The organism is Brachyspira pilosicoli, from assembly GCF_008016535.1.
GTDB lineage: Bacteria > Spirochaetota > Brachyspiria > Brachyspirales > Brachyspiraceae > Brachyspira > Brachyspira pilosicoli_A.
Genome location: NZ_SAXY01000074.1, coordinates 26531 through 42320, shown reverse-complemented (window position 1 = coordinate 42320; position 15790 = coordinate 26531). Strand labels below are relative to the sequence as shown.

The following is a 15790-nucleotide window of genomic DNA, read 5'->3' as shown; positions in this document are numbered from 1 at the left end:
TTATGTATTTAATAGGAGATATTGGAAATACTAGAATAAAATCAGCTATATTTGATGATAACCATAACCCTATATATTTTAATGCTAATGAGCATAATGCTTTGGGGTTATTTAAAACTTTAAGAGAGATAAAAAAGAATTTTGATGGAAAAATAGATAAAGTTTTTTATAGCAGTGTATCTTTTAAAGTAAATGATATGTTTGTTTCATCAGTACAAGATATATTAAAAAAAGATGTATACAGAGTTACACATAAAGATATACAATTAAAAGGTAACATGTATGAGCCAAAAGATTCCGTTGGTATAGATAGACTTCTTTCAACCTACGCTTCAATATGCTTAGAAGGCTTCAATGAAGAAAATAAATATGCTTCTATTGTTATAGATATGGGTACAGCTACCACAATAAGTATTATGCTTTCAGATTTTGTATTTTTAGGTGGTATGATTATGCCGGGTACTAAAACTAGTTCTTTTGCATTATCAAGAAAAACTTCTCTGCCATATTTTAATATAGGAGAAATAACAGGTCTTCCTAACCCTATTAATAATAATGTTGAAGATGCATTAATAGCTGGCTCTATTTATAATACAATAGGTGCTGCCAATTATAGTGTTGCAGAAATTAAAAAAACTATTAAAGAAAAATATAATATAAAAAGCAAAATATTTCTTACAGGCGGTATATCAAATTTAAAACTATTAAAATGCAAAATATACCCATACTTGGTATTGCAGGGAATATATTTTAATATGATAGATACGCATTATGGAAGAAAATAATTTTTATGTTATAGTATTTAACTTTTAAATACAAAATCTATATTTTTTTGTACTAAAATATTTCTTATTTGACAAAACACAAAAAACTGATATACTTTAATATATAATATGTAAAAAAGGAGTTCATATGACTAAAGGACAAGTTACTATACAAAATGAAACAGGTCTTCATGCAAGACCTGGTAATGAATTTGTTACATTTATAAAAACTTTAACTAATTGTAAAGTAGAAATAGAAAATGAGGCAGGAAAGAAAGTTAATGCATCATCGCTTTTAAAAGTATTATCACTTGGTGTAAAGAAAGGTTCTGTTTTAACTGTATATTGTGATGGAGAAAATGAAGAGGAAGCTTTGAAAAAGATAGAAGAGTTTTTAGCTAATTTAAAAGATTAATATTATTTGGATAACAACTTATGGAAAAAAGAATAACTGGTATTGGGGTTTCTCCCGGTATAGCAATAGGTAAAATTTATATATTTAACCCTAAAAAAATAGAGCTGAATAAATGTCCATGCAAAGATCCAGAGACAGAAAAAATCAAACTCCTTGAGGCTAGAAATCAAACTAAAGAACAGCTTGAAAAGATAAAAGAAACAATCTCTAAAAAAGTTTCTACAGAAAAGGCTAGTATATTTGATGCACATATTACTTTACTTGAGGACGAAGACTTATTAGAAGAGGTAAATAATATTATTACTGATGATAAAGTTGCTGCTGATTATGCTTTATCAAAAGGTATAGAAGTATACAAACAAATTTTAAGCGAAGTAGAAGATGAATATTTGAGAGAAAGGGCTAATGATTTAACTGATATAGCTGATAGATGGATAAGAAATATCAGAGGAGAGAAGATATTAGATTTATCTAGCCTTCCTGAAAACTCTATAGTTGTAGCAAGAGATTTAACTCCATCTGACACTGCTAATTTAGATTTAGATAACACATTAGGTTTTATTACAGAAATAGGCGGCCGTACTTCTCATACTTCCATTATGGCTAGATCATTAGAGATTCCTGCTGTTGTGGGTATTGGCGAAATAATAAAAGAAGTAAAAAATGAAGATATTATTATATTGAACGGTAATACTGGCGGAGTAATCATAGAACCAACTGAGAAGTCAATAGAAGAGTGTGAAAAGTTAAAAGAAGAATTTGATAAGAAAAGGGCTTTATTAAAAGAATATGCTCATAGAGATGCTATATCTAAAGATGGAACAAAAATAAGAGTTTATGCTAATATTGGTTCTCCTGCAGATTTAGGCGGAGTATTAAAAAATGGGGCTGATGGTATCGGACTTTATAGAACAGAGTTTCTTTTTATGGAAAATACTAACTTCCCTACAGAAGATGAGCAATTTAGGGCATATAAAGAAGTTGCTGAAGCTATGAGCGGACATACTGTTACAATAAGAACTATGGATATTGGAGGAGATAAATATTTACCTTATTTGGAAATGCCAAAAGAAGAAAACCCTGCTTTGGGATGGAGAGCTTTGAGGATATGTTTAGATAGACCTGCTATTATAAAAACTCAATTTAGGGCTTTACTTAGAGCTTCTGCTTTTGGAAAAATTAAAGTTATGCTTCCTATGATTGTATCTATAGAGGAACTTAGAAAGGCTAAAAATATATTCAATGAATGTAAATTAGAATTAGTAAAAGAAAATATAGCTTTTAATGAAGGTTTAGAGCTTGGAATGATGATAGAAACACCTTCTGTTGTATTTAGAGCTGAAGCTTTTGCTAGAGAATCTGATTTCTTCTCTATAGGTACAAATGATTTAACTCAATATACTTTAGCTTCTGATAGAGGTAATGAAAAAATTGCTTCTATATGCGACCCTTACAACCCTTCTGTGCTTATTGCTATAAAAATGGCTATAGATGGTGCTCATGCTAATGGTATTATCATATCAATGTGCGGAGAGCTTGCCGGTGATTTACTTGCTGTGCCTTTGCTATTTGGTTTAGGACTTGATGTATTTTCTATGTCTGCTATATCTATACCTGAAGTTAAAAAAATGATTATATCTTTAGATAAGAGCGAATGTGCTATGCTTGCTAAAAGAGTTCTAACTTTATCTACTGCAGAAGAAGTAAAAGCTGAACTACTTAGATTCTTAGAAGTTCATGAAAGAGGCGAAACTATAAGTTATTAATAATTTATTAGAAAATAAAAAGGAGTTTCAATATTTAATTGAAGCTCCTTTTTTAATATATAACTATTTAGTTAATTTTATTTCAACAATATATTTCTATATTTAGGTTTAGTATTACTTATTACTTCTAAATATGAATTATCTGAATATGAACTCTCTGCTATAGATGATTTTGCACTTCTTAAAATAGAACTGCTAGTAGGAGCTAATGTAATATTTATAGAAGTAGGACTATTTCCTGTATATGTATCACTATTCAATAATATCAATAAACCATTATTTCTTTTACTTTTTAAAAGAGAATTACTAGTATCAACATTTCCTATGTTAGATGAATCAAAAGCCAATAAAGCACCAGGATATAAAGGTATAGATGTATTAACAGTATTTTTAATTTTATTAATTTTAGCCCCTATTACAATACCGCTATTAATATCATCTATCCATTGAAATAGTAAATCATCCCAAGTAGATGAAACTGTAGTTACTTGAGATAAAACTCTATTATATGATGAAGTAGATTTGAAAGCAGCAATATTTTTAAATACATTCTCATTATAATCATTTTTAATATAAAGCCAATTCATAAAAACAGAAGCAGAAGGATAATTAGCAAATACATTTATTGGTAAATCCCAAGTATAAAAGCAATAATAATTTATATTATTAAATTCTTTATTTCTGCTATTTATAGTAGTTTCATTAAACAAAACAGAAGTAGATTCTGATAAAGCCTCATTAAGCCATACATCCATTTCACTTCCATTTTCTAAAACATTAACATTATAATTTATCAAATGCTGTAATTCATGCAATATTGTTCCAGCCATATAATATGGACTATTATTAAGCCATCCTAAGTCCATATAAAGCATATCAGCATTATTGCCCTGACCATTTATTAAATCTGCAGGATTAAAATATCCGTTAAGTATGGAGCTGCTGCTGCCGTATTTAGGATTTAAATCCAAGAATAAAATAATAATTTTGCCATTTTTATCAACATCGGTATGATTACCGTAAATTGATTTTTCTTTATCATAATGTTTTTCAAACTCTTCGCAAACTAAATCTAAACTGCTAGAATTATAAGTTTCACCTCTTTCTATATATACAATTAAATTTTCTGTCTCTTTAACAATAGTAGCTTTTACAAAATCTGAAGATAGACTGCTTCCATATGAAGAAGCTCTGTATACAGAAAAACCATCAGTATCAATAGAATAAAATGGGCTGTAACAAGAAATTAAAATCGAACTTATAAGAGTTATAAAAATTAATTTGAAATTCATAATATAAAGTATATCCTAATATTTGTCATAATTTTAACCATTTATTAACAAAAGTCAAGCATGTCTAATATATAAAACTCTTAAATATAATTAAACTTTAAATATTATATTTTTTTGTTATAATAAAATTAAAAAATCATATAAAAAGGTATTTATAATAAAATGAATAAAAATGCAATTATATACTATTTTTCTGGTACAGGTAATACAGAAAAGGTTGTAAATGAATATAAAAAAAATCTTGAAGAAAATAATATAAATATAACATTATATAGAGTTACAGATAATTTTGATAATCTGCCAAATCCAAATGATTATGATTATGTAGGATTAGCCTACCCTATTCATGGTTTTAATGCCCCATACCCTATTTTTGATTTAATAAAATTATTTCCAAAAACTAAAGATAAAAAAATATTTATATTAAAAACTTCCGGAGAACCTCTATCAATAAATAACATTTCATCAGAACCTTTAATGGCTAGATTAAATAAAAAAGGATATATACTTACAAATGAGTATCATTATGTTATGCCTTATAATTTGGTATTTAGACATACTGATGAGATGGCTTCAAAGATGTGGAATACTGCTAAAAAATTATGTGCTATAGATTTAAAAGAGATATTAGATAATAAAAAAGTATTTCTTAAAAAATTTCCTCTTTCAAGATTTATTGCTTTTCTTTTTAGAATAGAGCATCCTGCTATGAAAGTTAATGGCAATCTTTTTAAAGTAAAAAACATATGTACTCATTGTAATTTATGTGTAAAAAAATGCCCTGTTAATAATATTTATAATGATGATAATGGAGATATTAAATTTAAAAATAAGTGTGTTATGTGTGCAAGCTGTGCTTTTAGATGTCCAGTAAATGCTATAAATATAGGAATTCTTACAGCTTGGAAGGTAAATGGTCCATATAAATTTGAAAACCCTCCACAAAATCAAAAGAGTAAGCATGAAAATTATTGTAAAAAAGCTTATGAAAGATATTTTAAAAATGCTGAAGAAAAGATAAAAAATAATACACTATAATTATATTATTTGTAATTATAAGTTTTTGTTGTATAATTTTGCATTATTCTTATTGATTTTAATTTTCTATAAAAAGAGTTTGTATGACAAATAATATAAAAAAAAATATATGCATAATAACAGATATTAATGGTATATATGGCTATGGACATTTTACTAGAATGAGCCTTATTGCTAATAGATTAAGCGATATATATGATTTTACTTTTTCATCTGTAAATAAGAAAAGCGAATTATATAAAAAAGCTGATATAAAAACTATTCAATTTGAAAATATAAAAGATATATCTCCTTATATAATATTGGTTGATGCGAGAGAGGTTGAAGAGAAATATATAAGTTATTTTAAAAAAATATCATCTGTTATAATAGTGGATAGTATTGGAAGCGAGAGGAGGTTAGCTGATATTGTAATAGAGATGCTCCCTAATTTGGATAACTCTAAGGAGGTAAATATTAAGCCATTTATTACTACTATATTAAATAATTCTATAAAACCTACATATAATGAAAAATCTCCTATACTTGTTTATTTGGGCTTTAATAAAAAATTAAAAGATAAAGCAATTCAAATAATATCAAAAATAACTCATAAAAAATTTGTAATAATAGATTTTAAAAGAGAAAGTGAGTTTTCTAATATAGAATATATTGATTTTTCAAAGGATATATTTACTAATTCATATTCTGCAGTTATAACATATTTTGGGCTTACCGCTTTTGAATGTATAGAGTCAAAGATTCCTACTATACTATTTTCTCCTACTAAATATCATGATGAATTAGCTAATAAGTGCGATGACATATTTTTTAATTTAGGATTTTTTGAAGATGCTGATATTGATGAAAGTATAAAAAAAATAGAGAGTTTTATAAACAATAAAGAAAAGCAAAATAGTTTAATAGAGAATGCTCGGCAAATAAATACTGATGAATCTATAGAGAGACTAAAGACAATTTTTTATAATATAAAAGATTTTAAAGATATAAAATGTCCTTTCTGCAAAAGCACCAATATAGAAAGAAAAAATAGAAATTTGGAATCTAATTTATATAAATGCCACCATTGTAATACTTTGTTTAGAAAATATTTTTTATCTCCTTTTACAGATTATTCATCAAAATATTTTGTAGAGGATTATAAAAAACAATATGGAAAAACTTATGAAGAAGATGTTGAAAATTTAAGCCGCTTGGCAAAAAGAAGAATAGAAAAGATAAAAAAAATAAAACCAAATGGAAGAGTTTTAGATATTGGAAGTGCGATGGGCTTTTTTCTTAGAGAGGCTTCTAATTATGGATATATCACTGAGGGTATAGAGATAAGCGAGTATGCTTCAAATTACTGTGTTAATACACTACACCTAAATGTTCATAATTGTTCTTTACTTGATTTTAATTATATAGAAAAAAAATATGATATAATCACTGCTTGGTATGTTGTAGAGCATATTTATAATTTTGATAAAATTTTTGAAAGTATTTTATATTCTTTAAAAGATGATGGTATATTTGCTTTAGCTATGCCTAATGGTTATGGGGTAAGCGGTAGGTTTAATAAAAATTATTATTCTATAGTTCCGAGCGATCATGCTTTTGAGGCTAATCCTAAATCTTTGGATATGTTTTTTGCTAAATATTCACTTAAAAGAATTAGTTTAGAAAATCAGAGTGTTTATTATAATAGATTTACTGATGTATTTAAGATTTTTAAAAACTCTAAAGCTTCTGAAAAATTATATAAAAAACTTGCACAAAGATTTAATCTTGGAGATACATTTGAGTGTATATATCAAAAGGTAAAGTAATATATTGCAATAATAATTTTATTGTTTATAATAAAAGTTAACATATTTTATTTAATTTTAAATTGCTAAAAATGGAAGAAGATAAATATATTTTTGAAAAATTAAAACTAAATTTAGACATAAACTTTCCTGTAGATAATGATAAAGAATATTCTAATAATAATTTTAATAATGATGAAGAAAGTTTAGTAGTATTAGAAACAAAAAGAAATATATCAAAAATAAAAGAATATTCAAAAGATATTAATGACGCTGAACTTAATCCTGCTTTATCTGAAATGATTTCTATACTTGACAATATGGTTGCTTATTCTAAGGCTAACAAAGAAGGTGAGAAAAAACTTCAAAAGATAAATGAATATCATCTTCCAACTGCTATAAAAATGCTTAAATATTATATTGACTTTTGCAATTTGCCTGTTAAAAATGCTAATATAGAAAACACTTCTTTAGAGATAGAAGATGCTATAATCAAATTGAATGAGGCATTAAAAAAAATGCTTCTTGAGATGAATGAAAATAAATTAATTGATATAAATAGCGATATAGATGTACTAAAAAACATGCTTGAAAAAGATGGATTAATATAATTTTTTGGAGGTTTTTATTTATGCAAGAAAATAATAATAATTCTTTAAGTTTAGATATTCAAAAAAGTATAGATTCTAAAATAAGTGATAGTGACAATAACAAAATAAAAGAGTTATCTAATAGTATAAATTTAGAAGATTCTATTTCTATAATGTCTTATGGTTCTGCTGCACAAAATAAAATGGTTCAATTTTCTGAAAATACATTAAGCACTGTGATGAATAAAGATTTGGAAGATATAGGAAATACTATTAGTGATTTAATAGTAGAGCTTAAAGGTTTTGATATAGAAAAAGAATCTAAAGGTATATTTGGTTTTTTTAAGAAAGGTGTTAATAATTTAAGCAAATTAAAAACTAAATATTCTAAAGTTGAAGTTAATATTGACGGTATAATAAAGATATTAGAAAATCATCAAAGAACATTATTAAAAGATATTAGTATATTAGACCAAATGTATGATTATAATTTGGATTATTTAAAAGAACTTGAATTATATATTAAAGCTGGAAAAGAGAAATTAAATAATGATATAAACAAAAAAATATTAGAATTAGAAGAAAAAGCAAAACAAACTAACTCCCAAGAAGATGCACAGGCTGTAAGAGATTATAAAGATTTAGCTAATAGATTTGAAAAGAGACTTCATGATTTAGAGCTAACTAAAGCAGTATCAATACAAACTATACCGCAAATAAGAATGGTTCAAAATAATAATGTTGTTATGAGCGAAAAGATTCAGTCTACACTCGTTAATACTATACCTTTGTGGAAGAATCAGATGGTATTAGCTATAGGGCTTCATCATTCTAATGAAGCAGCAAAAGCACAAAGAGCAGTTACTGACACCACTAATGAACTTCTTAGAAAAAATGCTGATATGCTAAAAACTTCTACTATAGAAACAGCAAAAGAGTCTGAAAGAGCTATAGTTGATATTGAAACATTAAAACACACAAATGAACAACTAATTTCTACATTGGACGAAGTAATAAAGATACAGAATGAGGGAAGAGAAAAAAGAAAAAATGCTGAAATGGAATTAGCAAACATTGAGAACGAACTTAAAAACAAAATATTGAATGCAAAAGAATAATTATGATTTATTTAAAATATGTTTTTAATAATGAATGTAATGGCAATATAGAAAGTTTATCAAACGAGATGGCTTATAAGCATTATAATAAAGATAGTTTAATAATAAAAAGAAATAATAATGGTAAGCCTTATTTTGAAAATGAGAATAATATATTTTTTAATGGTTCTCATAGTAAAGATTTAATTTGTATTGGAATGTCTGATGATGCTATAGGAGTTGATGCTGAGTTTATTAAAGAGAGAAAATTTTTAGATATTGCAAGCGAATATTTTTATTTTAAAGAGTGTAAGTTTTTAAAATCTTCAAAGAAATTAGAAATAGATTTTTTTACTTTATGGACATTAAAAGAGGCTTATATAAAAAAACTTGGCAAGGTAATTTTTGATATAAAAGATTCTATAGAAATAGATTTAGATGAAAGAGTAATATATAATGCTGATAATTTATTTTTTGCTACATTTATTCTTGATGATTCTTATATAATAAGTTTATGTTCTGATATAAAAGATAGAGATGTTACAATAAAAACAGATGATTTTAATTTCAATATGATATTTTCTTATCCTGTACTCCCTCAAATAGATATTTCTATATAATATTTTTATTATGTAAAAATGTATCGTATATAAATTATTTCATAATTTTATAAAAATATACTATATAAAATAAAACTATATATAATATTTGCTGCATAAAAATATTATAAAAAATAATTATCTTATATATATGCAAATTTTACCGAATATGATAAACAGAATTATACTAAAAATATTATAGGATTGTTTTTGTGCTTTTGGGAAATGACGCTTACAACAAGTTTATTGAATATGTAGAAAATAATATAGATTTTGAGTTTCTATCACATATACCGGGTTATGATAAAAGTTATGAAGTTCAAAGAGAATCTATTATTAAACTTATAAAAAAATCTAATAATAATGAATCTTTTATAGATTATACGGCATATACTTATCAAACTCTAAAAAGTAATATAATAAAACAGATAGTATTTACTAGAATAAAAAATGAAAACGGAGAGGAATATTCTTTTATTAATGATGATAAATTTAATCTTACTGATGATGAGTTAATTAATTATTTATCTGTACTTTTAATATTAAAAGATATAATGCATACAAGCTATATTGCATATCTTCCTATTTACAACGAATATAAATATGATGTTAAGGAGTTTAGAGATAAAGCAAAAGAAATGATAGATAATTCTATTGATAATATATCTACTTTAGAGAATATTAATCCAATATTTATAGCAATAGCTGCAAAAAGCATATTACCGTATTCAATCAAAAATGATGAGTTATCTTCTTCATCAAGACTTATAGCTATTTTGTTTAATATATCTAGGATAATATCATCATATCCATATGTTGAAGAAAATATATTACATACTCAGCCTATATTTGTAAGTGCTGTATATAATTTGGTAAATAATGCTTCATTTTTGGGATTAGATTATAATATGATTAAAAAATTGTATGATATAGCAAAAACAGGGGAAATAGAGTGGAAAAACTAATTAAATATAATATTAATTTTATAGCAGCAGCAATATCTTCTTTAACTATTATATCTATGTGTGCATATATGATACTCAATGTTAATATATATATAATGAATATATTAATTTGTATAGAGTTTTTATGTTCATTTTATTTTGTATGTGTATTCTTTTATAATGTTAAGAAATATTCTAGGATTGAACTATTTTTTTATCTAGTTATTTATTTGATGCCTTTTATATTATCTATATTGGGATTATTTTATGCTTTTAATTTCTTCTCGCTTGATAGAATATTTTTAAGAGAAAGTATAATTGCTTCTTTTTTAACTAGAATATATCATGTAATATTTATTTTTTATATTAGTCATATAATATATTTTTTCTATTTATTTAGCATTGAAAATAACAATACTTTTTTCTCTTCTTTATCATCAAATTTTGTAGTATGTGTATCAATAGTTGTTGCTTTAATATTTATGATATTATACAGCATTTTTAATTGGGCATTTAACGGCAGGATTTCTAGTTCTTATAGTGATGTAAAAGATAATATTATATATGAAGCACAAACTACTTTTTCTTTGGAATCCGATAATATAGATTATGAAGGATTTGCAAATAGTTATGATGCAGCTTTAATTTATTATGATAATGAACTTAAATATCAGGAAGATGATTGGGATACTTTTAAAAAGAAGCATTTATTATTTGAAACAGCCATATATCAGGGAGAAGGTTTTTTTATACTTAGCAGCGGTAAAAAGTTTACATATTCTTATTATATTTTTATTTTGGCATATGTTATAGTTAATTCTCTAATCTTAGTATTTTCTATATTCTTCTTTAAAATATTTTTGGATAAAAAATTTAATAGCTATATAAATATTATGATAAAAGGTTTTAAAGAAGATAGTTATATTTATGCAATAGACACAGAAAAAATGGATAATACAGAAATAAAAGAACTCTCTGAATTATATAATAAAAAGCTATTAAGCTATAAATATAGAGAAAGATACGTCAAGATGTTTACAAGATAATTTCTCCGCACGTTTAATTGGTTTTAAAATATAAGTTTATTAATAATAACATTTTTATTTTATGTATAAATTCATTAATCGTGCGGTTTTAATTTTTAATTTAATAAAATTTTATAAATAATTTCAATTAAAATCATATAAAAAATTGACAAAATAATTATTTAAAGTATAATATTTTTATATGAAAAGCTTTATTTTCTTAACAAGACAAGACAAGACAAGACAAGACAAGACAAGACAAGACAAGACAAGACAAGACAAGACAAGACAAGACAAGACAATGAGATAAGTTTAAACTTTTCAAATTATTTATTATTATCTATTTTATATTATTTTCAGTCGATATTTTCTTTGCACAATTTTTTTAATCATATAGTTTTTAATAACATTTCAATAATTTCAACTATTAATCAAAGTATTTTAAAAGAGCTTAAAACCCTAGTTTTTGAGGGAGTGCGGAATTACAATAATAGTACGAATATAGACTTTATTTTACGCGAGCTTGAAACCCTAATATATGAGAGCAAACATTTTTTAAGAATGTTTATAATAAAATTAATTTTAAGGAGTTTTACTATGAGTAAAAAAATTCTAACAATCTTTTTAAGCCTATTTTTAGTGGGCATCTTCTCAATAAGCTGTTCCAATTCTGACAAAACGGGTTCTACTATTGATGATTCAAAAGGGATAGAGCAGTTTAACGGCAATACTTATGTATCAACAAAAACTTTTGATGCTTCGGGTTATGGTCCAACTTTAACGGCAGCATATGCATGGGTATCAGTAAAAGATGGAAAATTAGCTATACGTCCTGATGCTAATGATGCTACTGCACCTAGTAGTTTTGATGGATTTTATATACCTACTGTAAATGGCTCTGGTGCTGATTATACTTTTGATTCTGGTGATGGTAGGGTATCAGGTACTTTAAAATTTACTGATACTTCTGTAACAGTTAGATTTACAAAAAATACAGTAGTACCTGATACTATAGGTAAGGATATAGTTTGTAATAAAAAATAATAATCTATTATATTTTTACTAAAAGGCTTTACTTGAAGGTTTAAAAAATTTTAAGGTGAAGCCTTTTATTTTTACACTATATAAAAAATTATTGTGGTTTTAGTTTAACTTTAATATATAATTAATTTATCATAAAAGCAAAGGAGTTCGTTATGTCTCAAAATTTTTACTGTGAATACTGCGGAGCTAAATATTCTTCAATAGCTTCACTTACTAACGGTTACTGTCATAGGCATCCAAATGGTACAAATAAAGGAAAACATAAACTTTATGAGGGAGGAGAAAAGTCGGAATATTTCTGTAAGTATTGCGGAACTAAAAACAAATCTTTGCAGTCATTAACTAATGGTTATTGTCCTAGACACCCTAATGGTACTAATAAAGGTAAGCATGCACCTGCTTTATAATTGAGGGGGATTAATGAATTATACAATTGAAGATTTAAAAAATACTTGGCAATTTCCATTCGAGAGATCAAATGAAATTATAAAAGATATTTTTTATGTAGAGAGATAAAATTTTAATTGTCATTTTTATTAAGATAATCTATTGCTCTTTTTAATATTTCAATATCATCCTTAAATCTACCTAATCCTGTATTACAACTATCACATATCCATTCTCTAGCTTTACCTGTAACATGATTATGATCCTTTACTAAATTAGCAGTTACACCAACAATACTAGTTTTTTCACATATTGGGCATTTAAATATACTATTTTTAGCTGGCTTAATTGATTCCATTCTTTTTTCTTCATCTTTCATCATAGGAGTACCATTTATATCTTTCCTACACATTCTACATGAAGGTCTAGTAGTTTTTATGCCTTTAGCATCTGTTTGATTAATTTCAAAATCTTCATTATTTTTTAATATATGGCATATATTACATATTTTCTTACTAAATCCTTTGCCTGTATTATTAACATTAATTTCTTCCATAAAATTACTTGGAATATTTAAAACTATATTCTTTCCAATAAATAAAACATTAATATTATTTGAATCATAATTTATTAACTTAGCTACAGAATTAGGTAGAATATTAATACCATTATATTTTATTAATTTAGTATTAACTAAATAAACATTTTTACTTTTCATAGAGATTATTTTCGACTTTATTTAATCTCTGTTTAGCTATTTTTATATAATCTTCACTTATATCAACACCAATATAATTTCTTTTGTTTATCAATGCCATTTTACAAGTAGTACCACTACCACACATAGGATCAAAAACAATATCGTTTTCATTACTCCAAGATAGTATATGATCTTCTGCTAATTTCTCTGGAAATACAGCAGGATGTTTAAAAGCTTCTCTATCTGCTGTAGTACCACCAAATCCTACAGCATAAAACCATATATTATTTTTAGTCTTTTCTGTTTTCAACTCTTTTAAAACTTTTTTATTCACTCCATCAGATTTTTTATTTGCTACAAGTTTTTCAAAACCACTCCTAACAGTTTTTTCTTTTATTGGATTAAATGTTTTTGGTTTACCTTTTGAAAGTATAAACATGTATTCATAACAATTAGTATAAGCATTAGATCTCATAAAAGGAGTATTTTTTTTTGCATATATCATAACATCGTGCATAAAAAAACCTATTTCTTGAAAATATAAAGCTTGCCTAAAGCTAGTTAAAGATCTTCCTTTATTTATTTTATCCCCAACTACCCATACTACAACACCACCTTTTTTTGTAATTCTATATAAATTTAAAGCTATAGAATCAAAATCAAAACTATATCCATTATAGCATCTTAAATTATCATATGGTGGAGAGGTTATAGTAAGATCTATGCAATTGTCAGGTAATTTTTTCATAAAGTCTACACAGTCAGATATAAATAAATTATTTAATATATTATCAACTTTAAATACACAATCTATATCATTTAATTTTTCATAATCTAGATTATTACTATCTATAAACAATGTATCTTCAATGATTTCATTTAAATTTTTATTTTTAGATTCGGTCATATTATTTAACATTTAATTTTGCCTTTATAATTTATTTTTATTTATTATAAGTGTGTAAATTAATTTTATAAAAACTATATTATAAATATAGTAAAAATTATTTTATTTATATATTTTCTATTAGTGTTTATATATTTATTTTATCCAATTAGTAAGTTTTTAGCATTGTTAAAATATTATATGTTATGCAAAATCATAAATCAATATGTATACAATCTGAATTGTTAAGGAGTATGAGATATTGGACATTTTTTAGTATAAAAAAAGCAGTATCCTTGTTATAATATTTTGAACATAAAACAAATAAAAAGGATGCTACTATGAAAAAAGATTATAGCACAGAATTTAAATTATTTATAGTGGATGAAGCATTAGAAACTAAAAATATTAAAAGATTTCTAAAGATAGAAGAAATACCCAAATCTACTTTTTATACTTGGATTAAGAAATATAAAAATACTGGAACAGTTGCTAATTTTAGTACTAGACCGAAAACTTCTCCAAATATCTTTAATAATCAAGAAGCTATTAATTTAATTATTAAACTCTATACTGAAGAGTATAGGGGAAAACATTATATTAAAGCATATTTAAATCGTGAAGGCATTAAGATAGGTGTTACAGCTATAGAGAATGTACTAAAAAGAAATAATCTTTGGAGATATAAAACAAAAAAGAAAAAGAAGCGATATGATAAACGAAAATTTGTCTCTAAAATACAAAAAGAAGGCAAAATAGTTCAAATAGATACTAAATATATCAAATTAGGCAGAAAAACAGTCTATCAGTTCACTGCTGTAGATTTAGCTACTCGTTATAGTTGGAGGCAAATCTATGAGGATAAAACACCTTATAGTGCTTTATCTTTCTTAAAGTATGTCTTAAAAACTTCACCTTTTAAGATACAAGCTATACAGACCGATAATGGTATGGAATATACATACCGCTGTATTAATACTCCTAAAATAAATATTTTTGATGAATACTGCTTAAAAAATAAATTAGAGAGGAGATATATTCCTGTAGCAACACCAAGATACAATGGCGTAGTAGAAAGAGTACACGGTATAGACGAAAGAGAATTTTATTCACGATTAAATAAAAATATAACTGTAGAATTATTGAGAGAAAAATTAAAAGAATATACACATTTTTATAACAATCAAAGATTGATTTCTTCGTTAGGTTATATTACAATCAAAGAAAGAATCAAAAATATTATAGCAAGTAAAAGTACAATATCTATGGCTCCATGACATATACAATCTGAATAATAAAAATTAAAAAAAATTCATAATACATTTCTCATACTTTTTAAAAAATTATAATATACAAAACATTATTAGGTTAATTTATATATGAATAATACTATAGAAACAATAATTAATGATTATATAGAACATGCAACACAAAAAATAATGTAGATGCTATAGTT

General features: G+C 25.0%; 16 protein-coding genes. 13 read left to right on the top strand and 3 right to left on the bottom strand.

What is annotated here, in order from left to right; all coding sequences use genetic code 11:
- The first annotated feature begins 2 nt into the window (after window positions 1-2).
- From EPJ72_RS12380 to ptsP, 3 genes are all read left to right on the top strand, one after another.
- Entirely contained in the window at window positions 3-785 is a 783-nt protein-coding gene (locus EPJ72_RS12380) for a type III pantothenate kinase (RefSeq protein WP_147732422.1), read from the top strand.
- Window positions 786-912: 127 nt separating this feature from the next.
- Window positions 913-1179: an HPr family phosphocarrier protein gene (locus EPJ72_RS12375; RefSeq protein ID WP_147732421.1), complete on the top strand. Its 267-nt coding sequence runs from the start codon at window positions 913-915 to the stop codon at window positions 1177-1179.
- 20 nt (window positions 1180-1199) lie between these two features.
- On the top strand, window positions 1200-2945 hold the full coding sequence (gene ptsP, locus EPJ72_RS12370) for a phosphoenolpyruvate--protein phosphotransferase (protein WP_147732420.1): 1746 nt from the start codon (window positions 1200-1202) through the stop codon (window positions 2943-2945).
- A 77-nt stretch (window positions 2946-3022) separates the two neighbouring features.
- Here the strand turns inward: ptsP and EPJ72_RS12365 are convergent, their stop codons facing one another.
- Window positions 3023-4237 carry a peptidase M30 gene (locus EPJ72_RS12365; protein ID WP_147732419.1) on the bottom strand — a complete coding sequence of 405 codons (1215 nt, stop codon included), beginning with the start codon at window positions 4235-4237 and terminating at the stop codon, window positions 3023-3025.
- Between the two features lie 162 nt (window positions 4238-4399).
- On the opposite strand from EPJ72_RS12365, the gene EPJ72_RS12360 reads away from it, so the two are divergent.
- The 9 genes from EPJ72_RS12360 to EPJ72_RS12320 all read left to right on the top strand — a co-directional run bounded on the left by EPJ72_RS12360 (window position 4400) and on the right by EPJ72_RS12320 (window position 12768).
- Entirely contained in the window at window positions 4400-5275 is an 876-nt protein-coding gene (locus tag EPJ72_RS12360; protein ID WP_147732418.1) for an EFR1 family ferrodoxin, read from the top strand.
- Between the two features lie 83 nt (window positions 5276-5358).
- Window positions 5359-7083, top strand: coding sequence for a class I SAM-dependent methyltransferase (locus tag EPJ72_RS12355; RefSeq protein ID WP_147732417.1), 1725 nt, complete (start codon window positions 5359-5361; stop codon window positions 7081-7083).
- A gap of 71 nt (window positions 7084-7154) precedes the next feature.
- On the top strand, window positions 7155-7673 hold the full coding sequence (locus tag EPJ72_RS12350) for a 5-bromo-4-chloroindolyl phosphate hydrolysis family protein (protein WP_147732416.1): 519 nt from the start codon (window positions 7155-7157) through the stop codon (window positions 7671-7673).
- 20 nt (window positions 7674-7693) lie between these two features.
- Window positions 7694-8770: a toxic anion resistance protein gene (locus EPJ72_RS12345; RefSeq protein ID WP_147732415.1), complete on the top strand. Its 1077-nt coding sequence runs from the start codon at window positions 7694-7696 to the stop codon at window positions 8768-8770.
- Window positions 8771-8772: 2 nt separating this feature from the next.
- Window positions 8773-9369 carry a 4'-phosphopantetheinyl transferase family protein gene (locus EPJ72_RS12340; RefSeq protein ID WP_147732414.1) on the top strand — a complete coding sequence of 199 codons (597 nt, stop codon included), beginning with the start codon at window positions 8773-8775 and terminating at the stop codon, window positions 9367-9369.
- 191 nt (window positions 9370-9560) lie between these two features.
- Window positions 9561-10313 carry a pyridoxine kinase gene (locus EPJ72_RS12335; protein WP_147732413.1) on the top strand — a complete coding sequence of 251 codons (753 nt, stop codon included), beginning with the start codon at window positions 9561-9563 and terminating at the stop codon, window positions 10311-10313.
- Window positions 10301-11338, top strand: a complete 1038-nt coding sequence (locus tag EPJ72_RS12330; protein ID WP_147732412.1) for a hypothetical protein — start codon at window positions 10301-10303, stop codon at window positions 11336-11338. Before EPJ72_RS12335 ends, EPJ72_RS12330 begins: the two co-directional genes overlap by 13 nt.
- Before the next feature lie 576 nt (window positions 11339-11914).
- Window positions 11915-12361 (top strand): hypothetical protein, encoded by a 447-nt coding sequence (locus tag EPJ72_RS12325; protein WP_147732411.1) that lies wholly within the window; start codon window positions 11915-11917, stop codon window positions 12359-12361.
- A gap of 152 nt (window positions 12362-12513) precedes the next feature.
- Entirely contained in the window at window positions 12514-12768 is a 255-nt protein-coding gene (locus tag EPJ72_RS12320) for a hypothetical protein (RefSeq protein ID WP_147732410.1), read from the top strand.
- Window positions 12769-12881: 113 nt separating this feature from the next.
- Here EPJ72_RS12320 and EPJ72_RS12315 read toward each other — a convergent pair whose 3' ends face one another.
- A complete protein-coding gene (locus tag EPJ72_RS12315) occupies window positions 12882-13466 on the bottom strand; it encodes an Hpy99I family type II restriction endonuclease (protein WP_147732409.1) in 585 nt (194 codons plus the stop codon).
- The gene (locus tag EPJ72_RS12310; protein ID WP_199749295.1) at window positions 13456-14367 is read right to left on the bottom strand and encodes a site-specific DNA-methyltransferase; all 912 of its coding nucleotides are present in this window, start codon (window positions 14365-14367) and stop codon (window positions 13456-13458) included. The genes EPJ72_RS12315 and EPJ72_RS12310 overlap by 11 nt, the downstream gene beginning before the upstream one ends.
- 308 nt (window positions 14368-14675) lie before the next feature.
- Here EPJ72_RS12310 and EPJ72_RS12305 point away from each other — a divergent pair, with 308 nt between their 5' ends.
- Window positions 14676-15611 (top strand): integrase core domain-containing protein, encoded by a 936-nt coding sequence (locus EPJ72_RS12305; RefSeq protein ID WP_147732408.1) that lies wholly within the window; start codon window positions 14676-14678, stop codon window positions 15609-15611.
- Window positions 15612-15790 lie beyond the last annotated feature (179 nt).